Raw genomic sequence first — 16,958 nt, forward strand, 5'->3', positions numbered from 1 at the left:
ACCGGGGTAGCGTTCGGCGCGATGGCGCAGGTGGCCCGCCCCTCGCGACGGAAGGAACGGATCCTGGACCCCCAGCTCGCGGAGACGCTCGCCGTGGCCCTGCTCGTTCTCGTGCTGGCCTGTGCGGTCATTCGGCCCTTCGGGTGGCCGGAGGCGGTCGTGGCCGTCCCGGCCGCGGCGGTGGTGATCGCCACCGGGACCGTCTCCTTCGACGACGCGCTGGCCGAGGCGGAACGGCTCGGGCCGGTGATCGGATTCCTGGCGGCCGTCCTGGTGCTGGCCCAGCTCTGCGACGACGAGGGGTTGTTCCGGGCATGTGGGGCCTGGATGGCGCGAACGGCGGCGGGTCGGCCACGCCGGCTCCTCACGCAGGTGTTCCTGGCCGCGTCGGCGATCACGGCGGTGCTCAGCCTGGACGCCACGGTGGTGCTGCTCACGCCCGTGGTGTTCGCCACCGCGGCCCGGATCGGCGCCCGGCCGAAGCCACACGTCTACGCCTGCACCCACCTGTCCAACACGGCCTCCCTGTTGCTGCCCGTCTCCAACCTCACCAACCTGCTGGCCTTCGCCGCCAGCGGGCTCAGCTTCACCCGGTTCGCCGCGCTGATGGCCCTGCCGTGGGTGGTGGCGATCGGCGTCGAGTACCTGGTCCTCCGGCGTTTCTTCGCCACCGACCTGGACGCCGGGGCGCAGGCCCCCGCCGCCGTCGAACCGCCGCCACTGCCGCTGTTCGCCCTGGTGACCGTGGGATGCACGCTCGCGGGCTTCGTGCTGACCTCGGTGGCCGGCGTCGACCCGACGTGGGCCGCCCTGGCAGGGGCACTCGCGCTCGCCGTACGTGCCCTCATCCGCCGCCGCACCAGTCCCCGGGCTCTGCTCCGGGCCGCCTCCGTGCCCTTCCTCGCCTTCGTCCTCGCCCTCGGGATCGTGGTTCTGGCGGTGGTCGACAACGGTCTCGACGAAGCCCTCGGGCACCTGATCCCCGACGGCACCGGCCTCCCGGAACTCCTCGCTCTCGCCGGGCTGGCCGCAGTCCTCGCGAACGTCATCAACAACCTGCCCGCGGTACTCGTACTGCTGCCGCTGACCGCCCCGTCGGGACCCGGCGCCGTCCTGGCCGTCCTGCTCGGCGTCAACATCGGCCCCAACCTCACCTACGCCGGCTCGCTGGCCACCCTGCTGTGGCGGCGTATCGTCCACGCCCACGACGGTGAGGTGGAGCTGAAGGAGTTCACCCGGCTCGGCGTGTACGCGGTCCCCGCGAGCCTCCTCGCCGCCGTCCTGGCACTGTGGCTCTCGCTGACCGTCATCGGAGGAGGCTGATACCCATGGCCGTGGTCGTCTGGATCGCCGAGGGCACCTGGCCCGCCTGTGTGGACGCCGCCCGCGCACACACCCCGGCGGACGCCGAGATCGTCCTGCTGCACGTCACCTCGGTCGACGTCCCGGGTGCGGCCCATGGCGCGTTCGCCGGGCTGATGGGACGCGGCCACCCCTCGGGGAACCGTCCGGCCGAAGGCTGGGGGAGGGACCCCGGAACGCACCTGGAACACCTCGCGGCCGACTCCGCACGGCAGCTGCTCCAGGATGCCTCCGACCGTCTGGGGCGCCCCTGCACGCGTACCGAGCGCACCGGGCGGGTCGAGCGCGAGGTCGTCGCCGCGGCGGAGGGGTGCGACCTGCTGATCCTGGCCCGGGACGGCGACCGTGCCCATCTCGGACCGCACAGCCTCGGTCCCGCCGCACGCTTCGTCGTCGACCACGCCCCCTGCCCGGTGCTGCTCGTGTGGCCCGAACCGCCGCCGGGGCCGCCCGCCTTGCCGCCCCCTCTTCCGCCTCATACCGTCTGACGGGCGACGACCCGCCGCCCGTCACCGGCGCGGCCGTGGTGCTCGGCCTTCCTCGGCTACGGCTCCGGCGTCCATGTCCCAAGGGCCGCGGTGGCGCGGCCGTGTCCCACCTCGCCCACGGCGAGAGCGACCGTCCGCCGTTGCCCCCACGGTGGACGGCCGGATCCAGGGCGGCGACCGGGTCGACTACCTCCACCGGCACCTCAGGCCGTTCACCGGGCCATCGCCGCGAACGCGATCCCGGTGGCCGTGAGTCTCAAGGACGGAGCAGGACTCTCCCGACGCGGGGATCCCCGCTGCCCGTGAGTTCCATGGCGCGCTCGAACTCGTCGATGCCCAGCTGGTGCGTGAGGAGTTCGAGCGGCGTCAGCCGTTTCGCGGAAAAGGCGCGTACGGCGTAGGACCAGGCGCCTGAGGAGGCTCCGAAGACGGCCCCGATCGACAGCTGCCGGGCGACGACCTCGGTGGGATCGAGCCTTTCCGCCCCGTGGACCGGGATACCCGTGAGAACCAGGCGTCCTCCCGGTCGCAGCAGGGACGTCGCGGTGCGCGCGCTCGACGCCGCGCCCGCGGTGTCGAGCACCACGTCGAAGTCCGCGAGACCGGAGGCACGGTCCCACGTCCGGTAGGCGGTGGCTCCGAAACGGCGGGACAGATCGGCTCGGTCGGGGCTCGTACCGACGACCGTCAAATCGCTCGGGGAGAAGGCGCCGAGGAGCTGTGCGGCGAGCAGTCCGAGGGCACCGGAGCCGATGACGGCCACCCGTGCACCGGGCAGGGGGGACGCCTTGAGGACGGCGGCGGCCGCGCGGGCGGCCGGCTCGAGGAACGCGGCGGCGGTGAGGTCGGCGTCCGGCGCGAGGGTGTGCAGCAGACGAGCGGGGAGGACGAGGGTGGGGGCCATGGCGCCGGGAAGGGTGAACCCCGTCTCCTCGTATCCGAGGGTGCACAGGTTGGTCTCTCCGTCGCGGCACGGCGCGCAGGTCCCGCAGGTGCGCAGCCCTTCGCCCACGACCTTGCGGCCGAGCAGGGAGGCGGGCGCGCCCTCGCCCACGGCGGTGACGGTGCCGGACCACTCGTGGCCGGGGGTGAGCGGATAGCGCACGTACGGAGCGGGGCGCCGACCCAGGTAGGCGTCGCGGTCGCTGCGGCCGATCCCGACGGCATGCACGCGCACCTGGGCTTCGCCGGGCCCCGCCTGTCGAGGTTCGTGCGGCACGAGGCGAAACGTGCCGGGAGCGTCGATGACGACGGCCTGCCCCCGGCGGCTCACAGGAAGCCGCCCTGCGCGGTGGGCGGAGTGGAACACATGGGGCGACTCCTGATGTTCGAGATTTCGGGCGCCGTTCGAAATTGTGTCGCGACGATACGAAGCATGGTGGGGGGTGTCAACGGGCTTCAATCCGTGGGGCCTTCTGTGCCGCGAGGCGCCTCAGGAAAACTGTTAACGCTCACAACTTTTGGGTGCGACTAGCGGTCCGACGACGCGTCTCTCCGTATCAAGAACAGGAAACAGCCGTACGAACCCTTGAGTTACGCGTCTGTTAGCGCTCACAATGTGTCGCGTTCGGCAGCCCACCGGTCGTCGGGGGCCGGCGCACACTCCGCCTCGGCCCAGGTCAACCACCGCTGAGCAGCCACACCTTCGCCGGGCCCCTCCCCTTCAGGGCACCGCCCGGTACGACGCACGTCCCGAGAGGAACCACGACATGGCCCACAGAGCCCTCCGCATCGTCGCCGCCGTAGCCCTGGCCGGTGGTGTGCTGACCGCCTGCACCACCGAGCCCGCGACCACCGGTACCACCGGCGGCGCCGGCAAGGGCTCCTCCGACGGCAAACTGGTGCTCGGGTTCGCTCAGGTAGGAGCCGAGAGCGGCTGGCGTACCGCCAACACCAAGTCCGTACGCGAGGCGGCCGAGAAGGCCGGCATCACGCTGAAGTTCTCCGACGCGCAGCAGAAGCAGGAGAACCAGATCAAGGCGATCCGCACCTTCATCCAGCAGAAGGTGGACGTCATCGCCTTCTCGCCGGTGGTGGAGTCCGGCTGGGACACGGTCCTGAAGGAGGCCAAGAACGCCGGCATCCCGGTGATCCTCACCGACCGTGCGGTCGACTCGCAGGACACCTCCCTCTACCGGACGTTCCTCGGCTCCGACTTCGTCAAGGAGGGAGAGGAGGCCGGCAAGTGGCTGGTCAAGGAGTACGAGGGCACCTCCGCGCCGGTCAACCTCGTCGAACTCCAGGGCACCACCGGCTCCGCACCGGCCAACGACCGCAAGGCGGGCTTCGCCGACGTCATCAAGGGTGACCCCAAGTTCAAGGTCGTCGCCTCCCAGACCGGGGACTTCACCCGAGCCAAGGGCAAGGAGGTCATGCAGGCCTTCCTCAAGTCCCACAAGGACATCGACGTCCTGTACGCCCACAACGACGACATGGCCCTGGGCGCCATCCAGGCCATCGAGGAGGCCGGCAAGAAGCCGGGCACCGACATCAAGGTGATCTCCGTCGACGGCATCAAGGACGCCTTCGTCGCCATGCAGGAGAAGAAGATCAACGTGGTGGTCGAGTGCAACCCGCTCCTCGGCGACCAGTTGATGGAACTCGCCAAGAAGGTCGCGGCGGGGGAGAGCGTCCCGCGACGGGTCGAGGTCAAGGAGGGCGTCTTCACCCAGGACCAGGCCGCGGCCGCCCTGCCCGGCCGCCAGTACTGACCTACCGCCCGCACCGGACCGGGGGCGGTCCTCGCGCCGCCCCCGTCCCTCTCAGGAGAGGAGGGCGGATGGCAGCCCCACCCACCCCCCGCACACCCCCACGCACCGACCAGCCGGTCCTGGAGGCCCACGGCATCCGCAAGGCGTTCCCCGGCGTCCTCGCCCTCGACGGCGTGGACCTGCGCCTCTTCCCGGGCGAGGTCCACGCGCTGATGGGCGAGAACGGCGCCGGCAAGTCGACCCTCATCAAGGTACTCACCGGGGTCCACCCACCCGACGCGGGAACGGTCTCCGTGGACGGCAGCCGCGAGCGGTTCGCCGAACCGCTGGAGGCACAGCACGCCGGAATCAGCACGGTCTACCAGGAGGTGAACCTGTGCCCCAACCTCTCGGTCGCCGAGAACATCCTCATCGGCCGTGAACCCCGGCGCCTGGGACTGGTCCGCTGGTCGGCCCTCCACCGGCGCGCGGCACAGCTCATCACCGAGCTGGAACTCGACCTCGACGTCCGCCTGCCGCTGAGCGCGCACTCCCTGGCCGTCCAGCAACTCGTCGCGATCGTACGTGCCGTGGACATTCGGGCGAAGGTGCTCGTCCTCGACGAGCCCACCTCCAGCCTCGACCGGGACGAGGTCGCCCAACTCTTCGCCCTGGTGCGCCGACTCCGGGACCGGGGCGTCGCGATCCTCTTCGTCACCCACTTCCTCGACCAGGTCTTCGACCTGTGCGACCGGGTGACCGTCCTGCGCAACGGACGCCTCGAAGGCGAGTACCGGATCGACGAACTGACACCCGTCACCCTCGTCCACCGCATGGTCGGCAGCGAACTGCGCACCCTGGACGAACTGGCCGAGACCTCCCACACCGCCACCGCCGTCGTCCCCGAGTCCACGGACGCCCCCTTCCTGAGCGCCCGCGGACTCACCCGGGCCGGTTCCGTCCAGCCGTACGACCTGGACATCCACCGCGGTGAGGTCATCGGCCTGGCCGGACTCCTCGGATCCGGACGCACCGAGGCGGCCCGGCTGCTCTTCGGCGCCGACCACGCCGACGGAGGCGAGCTGCGGATCGACGGCGAGCGCGCCGTCCTGCGCTCGCCGCGCAACGCGATCGCCCACAAGATCGCCTTCTGCTCGGAGAACCGCAAGGCGGAGGGCCTGATCGGCGAACTCACGGTCCGCGAGAACATCGTGCTCGCCCTCCAAGCCGCACGAGGCTGGACCAGACCCCTCTCCCGCGCCCGACAGGACGAGATCGCCGCCCGGTGGACCGAGGTTCTCGACATCCGCCCGGCCGACCCCGAGGCACAGGTCCGCAACCTCAGCGGGGGCAACCAGCAGAAGGTGCTGCTCGCCCGATGGCTGCTCACCGACCCCGAGCTGCTGATCCTGGACGAACCCACCCGGGGCATCGACATCGGCGCCAAGACGGAGATCCAGAAACTCGTCACCCGCCTGGCGGCGGAGGGCACCGCGGTCCTCTTCATCTCCGCCGAACTCGAGGAAGTACTGCGCTTGAGCCACCGGGTCGGCGTGCTGCGCGACCACCGGCTCGTCGCCACCCTCCCCAACGACACGACCCTGACGCCCGACCGGATCCTGGGCGCCATCGCCACCGGAGCCACCTCATGACACCACCTGACGACAACGGCGCCGGGGGGCGTCCGGTCCGGGCGCCCGGCGCCCGGCGGCTCACCGAGCACCGCCTGTTCTGGCCCGCCGCCGTCCTGGCCTCCCTGTTGCTGGGGAACGTCGCGCTCACCCACGACTTCTTCGCCGTACGGGTCCAGAACGGACACCTGTACGGCAGCCTGATCGACATCCTCCAGTTCGGCGCGCCCCTGATCCTGGTGTCGCTCGGCATGACGCTGGTCATCGCGACCCGGGGCATCGACCTCTCGGTCGGCTCGACGGTCGCCATCGCCGGCGCCCTCGCGTGCGAGCACATCGCCACCGCGAAGGACCCCGGAAGTCTGCCCACCGTCATGTCGGCGATCGCGGTGGCGGTCGGCGTGGCCGCCGCGATCGGAGTGCTGAACGGCTTCCTCGTCGCCCGGCTCGGCGTCCAGCCCATCGTCGCCACGCTGGTCCTCATGGTCGCCGGGCGCGGCGTGGCCCAGCTGATCACCGACGGTCAGATCATCAGCGTGTCCAGCAGCGCCTACAAGATGATCGGCGGCGGCTACTGGCTCACCCTCCCCTTCGCCGTCCTGCTGGCCGCGGCCCTCGTGGCCGTCACCTCCCTCGTCACCCGGCGGACCGCGCTCGGCATGCTCATCGAATCGGTGGGCGGCAACCCGGTCGCGAGCCGACTCGTCGGCATCCGGGCGGCCGGCCTTCTGGTCATGGTCTACGTCGTCAGCGCCGTGTGCGCCGCGGTGGCCGGTCTGATGATCAGCTCCAACGTGTCCAGCGCCGACGGCAACAACGCCGGCTTGTGGATCGAGCTGGACGCGATCCTCGCCGTGGTCATCGGCGGCACCGCTCTCACGGGCGGCCGTTTCTCCCTCGGCGGGACGGTCCTGGGCGCGCTGATCATCCAGACCCTCTCGACCACGATCTACACCCTCGGCGTGCCGCCGGAGACCACCCTCGTCTTCAAGGCCCTGGTCGTCATCGTCGTGTGCCTCGTCCAGTCGCCCGCGTTCCGCGCGCGACTCTCACGCCGTCACCGACCGACCGCCCCGGACCCGGGCCCCGCGGCCGGCGACGTGGGAGCCCGCCGCCAGGAGGTCCACCCGTGAGCACCACCCTCTCCTCCCTCACCAGGCCGCTCCAGCGGTTCTCGGTACGGCATGCCACCCGCCTGCCGCTCATGGTGACGGCCGCACTGCTGATCGCGATGTTCTCGATCGGCTCCCTGCAGTACGAAGGCTTCTTCTCCGCGCAGGTCCTGCTGAACGTCCTGATCGACAACGGCTTCCTGCTCGTCGTGGCGATCGGCATGACGTTCGTCATCCTCACCGGTGGAATCGACCTGTCCGTCGGCTCCATGGTGGCCCTGTCGACCATGCTGACGGCCTGGCTCGTCGAACAGAACGGCGTGCCGCTCGCCCTGGCGGTGCCCGCGGTCCTGCTGGTGGGAGCAGGAGGCGGGGCCCTCATGGGCTGGGTGATCCACGCCTTCGAGATCCAGCCCTTCATCGTCACCCTCGCGGGCATGTTCCTCGCCCGCGGCCTCTGCTACATGATCAGCACCGAGTCCATCTCCCTCACCGACCCGACGACCACGCGGATCGCCCAGACCCGGGTACTCCTGCCCGGGGGCCTGTTCGTGTCGCCCGCCGTGGTCATCGCCCTGGTCGTGCTGGCGCTCGCCTTCGTCGTCCTGCACCACACCCGCTTCGGCCGTACCGTCTACGCCCTGGGCGGCAACGAGTCCTCGGCCCGTCTCATGGGCCTGCCCGTGGGACGCACCAAGGTCGCGGTGTACGCCGTGAGCGGTCTGTGCTCCGCCCTCGGCGGTCTGCTGCTGACCTTCTACATGCTGTCCGGCTACGCCCTGCACGCCGTCGGCATGGAACTCGACGCCATCGCGGCCGCCGTCATCGGAGGGACGCTGCTCACCGGGGGCTCGGGCTTCGTCCTCGGGACCGCGCTGGGCGTGATGGTCCTCGGCCTGATCCAGACCGTCATCAACTTCCAGGGCACGCTCAGCTCGTGGTGGACGCGCATCGTCATCGGCGGCCTGCTGTTCGTCTTCATCCTCCTCCAACGCCTCTTCGGCGGATCCCGCCCGTCGCGGTAGACCACCCGGGCCGGGCAGGCCCGGATCCCGAGCAGAACACCGACGGCGACCGCGGCCGGGAAAGCGGGGCCTACCGCCCCCTGCCCGGCCGCGGTCGCACTCCGAACAAGGAACGCCCATGACCCCGTCCTCCTGCCCTCCCTTCACCGGAGGCCCACCGGTCTGCCACCCCGGCCCGGACTCCGGGCAACGATGGATCTTCGGTTTTCCCGACGGACTCACGGCGGAGGTACACACCCGGGGTGCCCGCCTCCACGGGCTGTGGGTGCCGGACCGGTACGGCACGCCGACCGACATCGTCCTCGCTCCCCGCGAACCGGCACAGACGGCGACCGCCGCCCGGTACTTCGGCGCCACCGTCGGCCGCTACGCCAACCGCATCGCACAAGGCCGGTTCTGCCTGGACGGAAAGCCGTACCAGCTGACCACTCAGGAGAACGGCCACTGCCTGCACGGCGGAACCGACGGCTTCGACACCCGGCTCTGGGAAGCCGAAAGCGTGCACACCCCGGAGTGGACCGGCGTACTCCTGCGCCTCCGCAGCCCCGACGGCGACCAGGGATTTCCGGGCAACCTGGACGTCACCGTCAGCTGTCTCGTCGGCCGCGACAACGAACTCTCCTTCTCTTACACCGCGGTCACCGACGCGCCCACCCTGGTCAACCTGACCAACCACGCGTACTTCAACCTCGACGGCGAGGGCGCCGGCGACGTCCTCGACCACGAACTCGCCGTCCACGCCTCCCACTACACGCCGGTCGACGACGACCTCATTCCCCACGGGGACCACCGCCCCGTCTCCGGCACCGCGTTCGACCTCCGCCGACCGCTCAGGATCGCCGACGCCCTGGCCCGCCCGGGCGCGGCCGGGGGGTACGACCACAACTTCGTACTGAACCCGCACGGCGACGACACGCCGCACCGGGCCGCCGTCCTCCACGCGCCGGCCACGGGCCGCTGCATGGAGGTGCTGACCACGGAGCCCGGACTGCAGGTCTACACCGCGGGGCAGTTCGACGGAGCGGTCCTCGGCAAGAGCGGTACGGCCTACGGGGCGGGCGCCGGCATCGCGCTGGAGACCCAGCACTTCCCCGACTCCCCGAACCGCCCCGGTGACCCGTCCGCGGTGCTGCGACCCGGTGAGGAGTACCGGTCGAGGACGGTCCTGCGGTTCGGCACGCGCGGCTGACCGCGCACGCGCACGCCGACATGGCTGTGCCCGCCGGGGGAGGAGCCGGCGGGCACAGCCATGTCGGCAGCGGCGTCAGGCGCCTGCCCTGCGCTTGTTCCAGACGTCGAAGCCGACCGCCGCGAGGAGCACGAGGCCCTTGATGACCTGCTGCCAGTCGGTGCCCACGCCGACGAGGTTCATGCCGTTGTTGAGTACGCCGAGGACCAGGCCGCCGATGATGGCTCCCAGGACGGTTCCGACGCCACCGCTCATCGACGCCCCGCCGATGAACGCGGCGGCGATGGCCTCCAGTTCGAAGTTCACGCCGGCCTTCGGCGAGGCCGCGTTGAAGCGCGCGGCGAAGACGAGCCCGGCGAGCGCCGCGAGCATTCCCATGTTGAGGAACACCGCGAAGGTCACCTTCTTGTCCTTGACCCCGGACAGCTTGGCGGCCGGCAGGTTCCCCCCGATCGCGTACACGTGGCGGCCGATCACCGCGTTGCGCATCACGTAACCGAATCCGACCAGCAGCGCGGCCAGGATCAGGAGGACCACGGGGGCACCCTTGTAGCTGGCGAGCAGCAGGGTGGTGACCAGGACGGCGGCGACCAGCGCCGTGACCTTCAGCGCGAACAGGCCCGTGGGGAGCGGCTCCAGGGCGAACTCCCGCTGGCGACGACGGTCGCGGATCTCCTGGAACACTACGTAGGCGATCAGTCCCAGACCGAGGAGCAGGGTCCCGTTGTGGTAGTTGGTCTGCGGCCCCACTTCCGGCAGGAAGCCATTGGCGATCTTCTGCAGTCCGTCCGGGAACGGGCCGAGCGTCTGCCCCTTGAGGAAGATCTCCGTGAGCCCGCGGAACAGCAGCATGCCGGCGAGGGTCACGATGAACGACGGTATGCCGACGTACGCGATGAAGAATCCCTGCAGGGCGCCGGCGGCGGCCCCGAGGAGCAGGGTGACGAGCACCGCGACGGGCCAGGGCACGTGGTGCTCGACCATGAGCACCGCCCCGATCCCACCGACCAGGGCCATCAGGGAGCCCACCGACAGGTCGATGTGCCCGGAGATGATGACGATCATCATGCCGATCGCCAGGATGAGGATGTAGCTGTTCTGCAGCACCAGGTTGGAGACGTTGCGCGGCAGCAGGAGGTCGCCGCCCGTCCAGATCTGGAACAGGAGCACGATCAGGCCGAGTGCGAAGAGCATCCCGTACTGGCGCATGTTCCGCCGGACGCCGTCCAGGAGCACCCGGATCACCGGTGTCCCGTTCGGCGGGGCGGCGCCGCCCGGGGGCGCCGGAGCGCTCTTGTCCATGCTGATGTCGGTGCTCATGCCTGGTGTCCTTCGCTGGAGGCGGCGCCCGCGGCGCCCGCCGGTGGTGCGGGGGTGTCCTGCGTCATGTGCCGCATCAGCACTTCCTGGGTGGCGTCCGCACGGGCGACCTCGCCGGTCAGCCGTCCCGCGGCCATGGTGTAGACGCGGTCGCACATGCCGAGCAGTTCGGGCAGCTCGGAGGAGATGAAGAGGATCGCCTTGCCCTCGGCGGCGAGCCGGTCGATCACGGTGTAGATCTCGAACTTGGCTCCCACATCGACTCCGCGCGTGGGCTCGTCGAGGATGAGGACGTCCGGTCCGGCGAGGATCCACTTGCTGAGGACGACCTTCTGCTGGTTGCCGCCGGAGAGGCGCCCGACCGGTTCGAGGACGTTCGGCGCCTTGATGGTCATGGTCCGCCGGTACCGTTCGGCCACCTTGCGTTCCTCGTGGCCGTCGACGATGCCGTGGCGGGCGAGGGCACCGAGTGACGCGAGCGAGATGTTCCGGCTCACGGAGTCCTGGAGGTCGAGCCCGTAGTGCTTGCGGTCCTCGGTGACGTACGCGATGCCGTGGGCGACCGCCTCGGGGACCGTGCGGGTCCGTACCTCGCGGCCGTCCTTGAGCACGGTGCCGTGCTCGTAGTGGCCGTAGGAACGGCCGAAGACGCTCATCGCGAGTTCGGTGCGGCCGGCCCCCATGAGTCCCGCGACGCCGACGATCTCCCCGCGGCGGACCTGGAGCGAGACCCCGTCGACGGCCTTGCGGCCGCGGTCGAGAGGGTGACGTACGGTCCAGTCCCGGATCTCCAGGACGGGGGCGGCGTCGGCCGGGCCCTCGTACGGCGTGCGGTCGGGGAACCGGCTGTCGAGGTCCCGCCCCACCATGCCGCGGATGATGCGTTCCTCGGTGGTGGCGGGGTCCCTGACGTCGAGGGTCTCGATGGAGCGCCCGTCGCGCAGGATGGTGACGGAGTCGGCGATCCGGGCGATCTCGTTCAGCTTGTGCGAGATGATGATCGAAGTGATGCCCTGGCTCTTCAACTCCCGCATCAGCCGCAGCAGCTTCGCGCTGTCCTCGTCGTTGAGCGCCGCGGTGGGCTCGTCGAGGATCAGCAGGCGGACGTTCTTCGCCAGTGCCTTCGCGATCTCCACGAGCTGCTGCTTGCCGACACCGAGGTCGGCGACCCGGGTCTCGGGGTGCTCGTCGAGCCCGACCCGCCTGAGCAGTTCGGAAGCACGGCGCAGCGCCTCGTGCCAGTCGATGATCCCGTGCCGGGACGGCTCGTTGCCGAGGAAGACGTTCTCGGCGATCGACAGGTAGGGAACGAGTGCGAGCTCCTGGTGGATGATGACGATGCCGCGCCGCTCACTGGCCCTGATGTCCTTGAAACGGCACGGCTCGCCGTCGAAGAGGATCTCGCCCTCGTAGGTCCCGTGCGGGTGGACGCCGGACAGGACCTTCATGAGGGTCGACTTCCCGGCACCGTTCTCCCCGCACAGGGCGTGCACCTCACCGCGCGCCACGGACAGGGTCACCTCGGACAGTGCCCTGACTCCGGGGAAGGTCTTGACGATGGACCGCATCTCGAGGACGGGGCCGGCGGCCGGGGACGGGGCCGCGGAGGGTGTCATCGCAGTTCCTCGGCGTCGATGTAGCCCGAGTCGACCAGGATCTTCCGGTAGTTCGACTTGTCGACGCTCACCGGGTCGAGCAGGAAGGCCGGGACCACCTTCTTGCCGTTGTCGTAGGTGGCGTCGTCGTTGATCTCGGGCTTCTTGCCGGCGAGGACGGCCTCCACCATGTCCGCGGCGACCTGCGCCAGTGCACGCGTGTCCTTGTAGACGGTCTGGGTCTGCTGTCCCGCGATGATCGACTTCACGGAGGCGACCTCCGCGTCCTGGCCGGTGACGACCGGCAGGGGCTTCGCGGCGCTGCCGTAGTCGTCGGACTTCAGGGCGGAGAGGATGCCGATGGAGATGCCGTCGTAGGGGGACAGCACGGCGTCGACCCGGGCGGTGGAGTAGGCGGAGGTCAGCAGGTCGTCCATGCGCTTCTGGGCCGTTCCTCCGTCCCAGCGCAGCGTGGTGACCTGGTTGAGCTGGGTCTGCTGGGAGCGTACGACCAGCTGCTTCTTGTCGAGGTAGGGCTTCAGCACCTTCATGGCGCCGTTGAAGAAGTACTTGGTGTTGTTGTCGTCGTTGGACCCGGCGAACAGCTCGATGTTGAAGGGGCCCTTCTTCGAGCCGGCCTTCAGGCCCAGCTTCTCCACGATGTACGTGGCCTGGAGCTCGCCGACCTTCTCGTTGTCGAAGGAGGCGTAGTAGTCGACGTGCGGGGAGCCCAGGATGAGCCGGTCGTAGGAGATGACCGGGATGTGGGCGTCCGCCGCCTGCTGCAGCACGTTGGACAGGGCCTCGCCGTTGATGGCGGCCACGACCAGGGCGTCGACGCCCTGGGTGATCATGTTCTCGATCTGGGCGACCTGCTGGTCGGGGTCGTCCTCGCCGTACTGCAGGGTCGTGGAGAAGCCGGCCTTCTTCAGGCTCGCGGTCATGTTCCGGCCGTCGGCGATCCACCTCTCGGAGGACTTGGTGGGCATGGCGATGCCGATGGTGAGGTCCTTCTTGTCCTTCGACTCCTGGCTGCCGCCCTCGCTGTTCTGCCCGCAGGCGGTCAGGAGCAGGGCACAGCCGGTGGTCACGGCCAGGAGGGCGGATACGGATCGGAACTTCTTCATGGGCGTTACCTGGCAATCCCGTCGTCGGCGGCTCCGAACCGGGACGGCTCGACGGCAGCGCGTGTCCTCGCACCACCGGGACGACACCGTTCCGGCTGGGTGTCCAGGGCTTCGGCACCCCGGTCGAGCTAGATTGTTAGCGCTCACAACGGCGTGATACAAGAGGCGCTAAGGTTTTTCTCGTATCGATACTCAGCCGTAAGCAGGGAGAAGGGAGGCGAACGTGGCGCATCCCGCGGAAGACGTCCGCCCGCCGACGATGGCCGACGTCGCACGTGAGGCGGGGGTCTCCCACCAGACCGTCTCCCGGGTGCTGAGCGATCACCCCAACGTGCGCGCGGCCACCCGGGAGCAGGTCACCCTGGCCATCGAGCGGCTGGGCTACCGCCGCAACTCCGCCGCACGCGCCCTGGTGACGCGCCGTACGAGGACACTGGGCGTCATCGCCGTCAACACCGCCCTGTACGGCCCCGCCAGCACCCTGACCGGCCTGGAGGAGGCGGCCCGGGAGCAGGGCTACCTGGTGTCGACCGTCAGTCTGCGCACCGGAGCGGGGCAGGGGCTCAAGGACGCCATCGACCACCTCGCGGCCTGGGGCGTGGAGGGTGTCGTCGCCATCACCCCGCAGCGCTCGCACGTGCAGGCGCTCGCCGAACTGGACGCGCCCTTCCCCGTGGTCACCGTGGAGGGCGGCCATCAGCTCGACCTTCCCGGCGTCTCCCTCGACCAGGAGCTCGGCGCGCGCATGGTCACCGAGCACCTGCTCGCCGCCGGGCACGGCAATGTCTGGCACGTGGCGGGTCCCGAGGACTGGCTGGAGAGCGAGGCCCGCACCGCGGGATGGCGCACCGTCCTGGAGGAGAGCGGCATCCGCCCTCCGCGCGTCCTGACGGGGGACTGGAGCCCGCTGTCCGGGTACCGGGCGGGGCAGGAACTCGCGGGCCTCGCGCTGGCGCGCCGCGGGGCGACACCGGTCACGGCCGTCTTCGTCGCCAACGACCAGATGGCGCTCGGTGTCCTGAGGGCGCTGCGCGAGGGCGGGATCCGCACCCCCGGACAGGTGGCCGTCGCGGGCTTCGACGACATCCCGGAGGCCGAGTTCTTCCCTCCGCCGCTGACGACGGTCCGGCAGGACTTCGCCGCCATCGGGCGCCGGAGCATCGGGCTCCTGGTGGACCACATCGAGGGTCGCGCCCGGAAGGCCGAGCACCTCCTGGTGGAACCGCAGCTCATCATGCGCGCGAGCACGCGCCCCTCGAACGAATCCTGACGCGGCGGACGGCTCTCGCCGCCCCCTCCTGCCGCCGGTGAGGGGCCTCCTCGGCCGTCCGGTGTCCGTCGGTGCACGTGCGCCGGCCGCCCCTGCGCGTGCCTTCGCCGACCGCTTTCGCCGACCGCTTTCGCCGACCGCTTCGCTGCCCCTTGCGGCCGCCTCCGCCCCGGCTCCTGCCGGGCCCGTCGCGGCGCCGAGGGCTACCTCTGCGCCGGTCGTCGGCGCCGAGGGCTACCTCCGACATACAAGTGAGCGCTCACTTTGGAGGCTCCTCAACCTGCCGGAAATTCGACAGAACTGCACCCAGCTCTTGTCCAACGCAATTGTGAGCGTTAACAATCAGGGTGCTCCTCTGGCCCTGCTCATGACGAGAGAGACCGCATCGTGACCACACACGCCCTTTCCGACCCCGCAGCCCGCCACCATCCCGAGGCCTGCACCATCGGAGTCGACTTCGGCACCCTCTCCGGGCGCGCCGTCGTGGTCAGGGTCCGGGACGGCGCCGAACTCGGTTCGTCGGTCCACGAGTACCGCCACGCAGTCATCGAGGACCACCTTCCCTCCACCGGCGCCCCCCTGCCCCCCGACTGGGCCCTGCAGCACCCCGAGGACTGGCGCGACGTCCTGCGTACCGCCGTTCCGGCGGCGCTCGCCGACGCCGGCGTCGACCCGGCCCGCGTCATCGGCATCGCCACCGACTTCACCGCCTGCACGGTCCTCCCGACCGCCCCGGACGGCACCCCGCTCGCCCTGACGCCCGAGTGGGCCGACCGCCCGCACGCCTGGCCCAAACTGTGGAAGCACCACGCGGCCCAGGGGCAGGCCGACCGCATCAACGCCCTCGCTCACGCCCGCGGCGAGAAGTGGATCGCCCGGTACGGGGGCAAGATCTCCTCCGAGTGGCAGTACGCCAAGGCCCTGCAGGTCCTGGAAGAGGATCCGGCCGTCTACGCCGCCTGCGCCCGCTGGATCGAGGCGGCCGACTGGATCGTCTGGCAACTGACCGGCACCGAGTCCCGCAACACCTGCACCGCCGGCTACAAGGGCATCCACCAGGACGGCGCCTACCCCTCGCCCGACTTCCTCGCCCGACTCCACCCGGACTTCGCCGACTTCCCCGCCACGCGCCTGGAACACCCGCTGTCACCTCTGGGCTCCCGTGCCGGCGGACTGAGCGCCCGGGCCGCGCACTGGACCGGGCTCCCCGAGGGCATCGCCGTCGCCGTCGGCAACGTCGACGCCCATGTGGCCGCGCCCGCGGCGGGTGCCGTCGAGAACGGCCGGATGCTCGCCATCATGGGCACCTCCACCTGCCACGTACTCAACGGCGCCACCCTCGCCGAGATCCCTGGCATCTGCGGGGTCGTCGACGGCGGCATCGTCGAGGGTGCCTACGGCTACGAGGCCGGCCAGAGCGCGGTCGGCGACATCTTCGCCTGGTGGCTCCGCCAAGGCGTCCCGGACCACTACCGCGCCGAGGCCGACGCGTCGGGCGAGGACCTGCACCAGCTCCTGACCCGCAAGGCCGCCGACCAGCCGGTCGGCGCGCACGGCCTGGTCGCCCTGGACTGGATGAACGGCAACCGCTCCACCCTGGTCGACCACCACCTCTCCGGAGTCGTCGCCGGCCTCACCCTCGACTCCCGGCCCGAGGACGTCTACCGGGCCCTGCTCGAATCCACCGCCTACGGCACCCGGATGATCGTCGAGACCTTCGAGGGCGGCGGGATCCCCGTCGAGGAGTTCATCGTCACCGGAGGGCTGAGGAAGAACGCGCTGCTCATGCAGATCTACGCCGACGTGCTCCGCCGCCCCGTGTCCGTCGGTACCTCCGAGCAGGGGCCGGCGCTCGGCTCCGCCATCCACGCCGCCGTCGCCGCGGGCGCCTACCCCGACGTCCGGTCCGCCGCTTCCGCGATGGGCAGCGTCCAGCGCCACGCGTACGTGCCCGACCCCGCACGGGCGGACGCCTACGACGCGCTGTTCGACGCGTACCGCGCCCTGCACGACCACTTCGGCATCGGCGCGGACCTCCTCCTGCACCGCCTGCGACGGATCCGCAACACCGCACGCCGGGTCACCACCGGCTGACCGGGGCGCCTCCCCGCCCCGGCCTCCGTCGGCCCGACCTCCCCGCCCCCGGCCG

13 protein-coding genes are annotated in these 16,958 nt (G+C 70.6%); 9 read left to right on the forward strand and 4 right to left on the reverse strand.

Features of this window, described 5'->3' with window-relative positions; translation table 11 throughout:
* The first annotated feature begins 21 nt into the window (after window positions 1-21).
* The gene (locus MRBLMG1_RS28145) at window positions 22-1,323 is read left to right on the forward strand and encodes an SLC13 family permease (protein WP_367826942.1); all 1,302 of its coding nucleotides are present in this window, start codon (window positions 22-24) and stop codon (window positions 1,321-1,323) included.
* Between the two features lie 5 nt (window positions 1,324-1,328).
* Complete coding sequence (locus tag MRBLMG1_RS28150; protein WP_367826943.1) at window positions 1,329-1,850, forward strand: universal stress protein; 522 nt, start codon at window positions 1,329-1,331, stop codon at window positions 1,848-1,850.
* Between the two features lie 256 nt (window positions 1,851-2,106).
* Here MRBLMG1_RS28150 and MRBLMG1_RS28155 read toward each other — a convergent pair whose 3' ends face one another.
* A complete protein-coding gene (locus MRBLMG1_RS28155) occupies window positions 2,107-3,069 on the reverse strand; it encodes a zinc-dependent alcohol dehydrogenase (RefSeq protein ID WP_367826944.1) in 963 nt (320 codons plus the stop codon).
* 490 nt (window positions 3,070-3,559) lie between these two features.
* On the opposite strand from MRBLMG1_RS28155, the gene MRBLMG1_RS28160 reads away from it, so the two are divergent.
* From MRBLMG1_RS28160 to MRBLMG1_RS28180, 5 genes are all read left to right on the forward strand, one after another.
* The gene (locus MRBLMG1_RS28160; RefSeq protein WP_367826945.1) at window positions 3,560-4,561 is read left to right on the forward strand and encodes an ABC transporter substrate-binding protein; all 1,002 of its coding nucleotides are present in this window, start codon (window positions 3,560-3,562) and stop codon (window positions 4,559-4,561) included.
* A gap of 68 nt (window positions 4,562-4,629) precedes the next feature.
* Entirely contained in the window at window positions 4,630-6,192 is a 1,563-nt protein-coding gene (locus MRBLMG1_RS28165) for a sugar ABC transporter ATP-binding protein (protein WP_367826946.1), read from the forward strand.
* On the forward strand, window positions 6,189-7,304 hold the full coding sequence (locus tag MRBLMG1_RS28170) for an ABC transporter permease (protein WP_367826947.1): 1,116 nt from the start codon (window positions 6,189-6,191) through the stop codon (window positions 7,302-7,304). The genes MRBLMG1_RS28165 and MRBLMG1_RS28170 overlap by 4 nt, the downstream gene beginning before the upstream one ends.
* The gene (yjfF, locus tag MRBLMG1_RS28175) at window positions 7,301-8,308 is read left to right on the forward strand and encodes a galactofuranose ABC transporter, permease protein YjfF (RefSeq protein WP_367826948.1); all 1,008 of its coding nucleotides are present in this window, start codon (window positions 7,301-7,303) and stop codon (window positions 8,306-8,308) included. The genes MRBLMG1_RS28170 and yjfF overlap by 4 nt, the downstream gene beginning before the upstream one ends.
* Window positions 8,309-8,426: 118 nt before the next feature.
* Window positions 8,427-9,497, forward strand: a complete 1,071-nt coding sequence (locus MRBLMG1_RS28180) for an aldose epimerase family protein (RefSeq protein ID WP_367826949.1) — start codon at window positions 8,427-8,429, stop codon at window positions 9,495-9,497.
* Window positions 9,498-9,572: 75 nt separating this feature from the next.
* Here the strand turns inward: MRBLMG1_RS28180 and mmsB are convergent, their stop codons facing one another.
* Genes mmsB through chvE form a run of 3 tightly spaced genes read right to left on the reverse strand, consistent with a single transcriptional unit; the run spans window position 9,573 to window position 13,539 of the window.
* The gene (mmsB, locus tag MRBLMG1_RS28185) at window positions 9,573-10,817 is read right to left on the reverse strand and encodes a multiple monosaccharide ABC transporter permease (protein ID WP_367826950.1); all 1,245 of its coding nucleotides are present in this window, start codon (window positions 10,815-10,817) and stop codon (window positions 9,573-9,575) included.
* Entirely contained in the window at window positions 10,814-12,433 is a 1,620-nt protein-coding gene (gene mmsA, locus MRBLMG1_RS28190; RefSeq protein ID WP_367826951.1) for a multiple monosaccharide ABC transporter ATP-binding protein, read from the reverse strand. Before mmsA ends, mmsB begins: the two co-directional genes overlap by 4 nt.
* The gene (gene chvE, locus MRBLMG1_RS28195) at window positions 12,430-13,539 is read right to left on the reverse strand and encodes a multiple monosaccharide ABC transporter substrate-binding protein (protein WP_367826952.1); all 1,110 of its coding nucleotides are present in this window, start codon (window positions 13,537-13,539) and stop codon (window positions 12,430-12,432) included. The genes mmsA and chvE overlap by 4 nt, the downstream gene beginning before the upstream one ends.
* Window positions 13,540-13,762: 223 nt before the next feature.
* Between chvE and MRBLMG1_RS28200 the strand changes: the two genes are divergently transcribed.
* Both MRBLMG1_RS28200 and araB read left to right on the forward strand, forming a co-directional pair.
* Window positions 13,763-14,809: a LacI family DNA-binding transcriptional regulator gene (locus MRBLMG1_RS28200; RefSeq protein WP_367826953.1), complete on the forward strand. Its 1,047-nt coding sequence runs from the start codon at window positions 13,763-13,765 to the stop codon at window positions 14,807-14,809.
* A gap of 387 nt (window positions 14,810-15,196) precedes the next feature.
* Window positions 15,197-16,903, forward strand: coding sequence for a ribulokinase (gene araB / locus MRBLMG1_RS28205; RefSeq protein WP_367826954.1), 1,707 nt, complete (start codon window positions 15,197-15,199; stop codon window positions 16,901-16,903).
* The last annotated feature ends 55 nt before the right edge of the window (window positions 16,904-16,958 follow it).

The sequence above is a fragment of the Streptomyces sp. LMG1-1-1.1 genome, from assembly GCF_040815545.1.
GTDB lineage: Bacteria > Actinomycetota > Actinomycetes > Streptomycetales > Streptomycetaceae > Streptomyces.

What these genes read in the sequence shown, in the direction of transcription:
- MRBLMG1_RS28145 (WP_367826942.1), top strand. Translation starts at nt 22, where the DNA reads ATGGCGCAGGTGGCCCGCCCCTCGCGACGGAAGGAACGGATCCTGGAC.
- MRBLMG1_RS28150 (WP_367826943.1), top strand. Translation starts at nt 1,329, where the DNA reads ATGGCCGTGGTCGTCTGGATCGCCGAGGGCACCTGGCCCGCCTGTGTG.
- MRBLMG1_RS28160 (WP_367826945.1), top strand. Translation starts at nt 3,560, where the DNA reads ATGGCCCACAGAGCCCTCCGCATCGTCGCCGCCGTAGCCCTGGCCGGT.
- MRBLMG1_RS28165 (WP_367826946.1), top strand. Translation starts at nt 4,630, where the DNA reads ATGGCAGCCCCACCCACCCCCCGCACACCCCCACGCACCGACCAGCCG.
- MRBLMG1_RS28170 (WP_367826947.1), top strand. Translation starts at nt 6,189, where the DNA reads ATGACACCACCTGACGACAACGGCGCCGGGGGGCGTCCGGTCCGGGCG.
- MRBLMG1_RS28180 (WP_367826949.1), top strand. Translation starts at nt 8,427, where the DNA reads ATGACCCCGTCCTCCTGCCCTCCCTTCACCGGAGGCCCACCGGTCTGC.
- mmsB (WP_367826950.1), bottom strand. Translation starts at nt 10,817, where the DNA reads ATGAGCACCGACATCAGCATGGACAAGAGCGCTCCGGCGCCCCCGGGC.
- mmsA (WP_367826951.1), bottom strand. Translation starts at nt 12,433, where the DNA reads ATGACACCCTCCGCGGCCCCGTCCCCGGCCGCCGGCCCCGTCCTCGAG.
- chvE (WP_367826952.1), bottom strand. Translation starts at nt 13,539, where the DNA reads ATGAAGAAGTTCCGATCCGTATCCGCCCTCCTGGCCGTGACCACCGGC.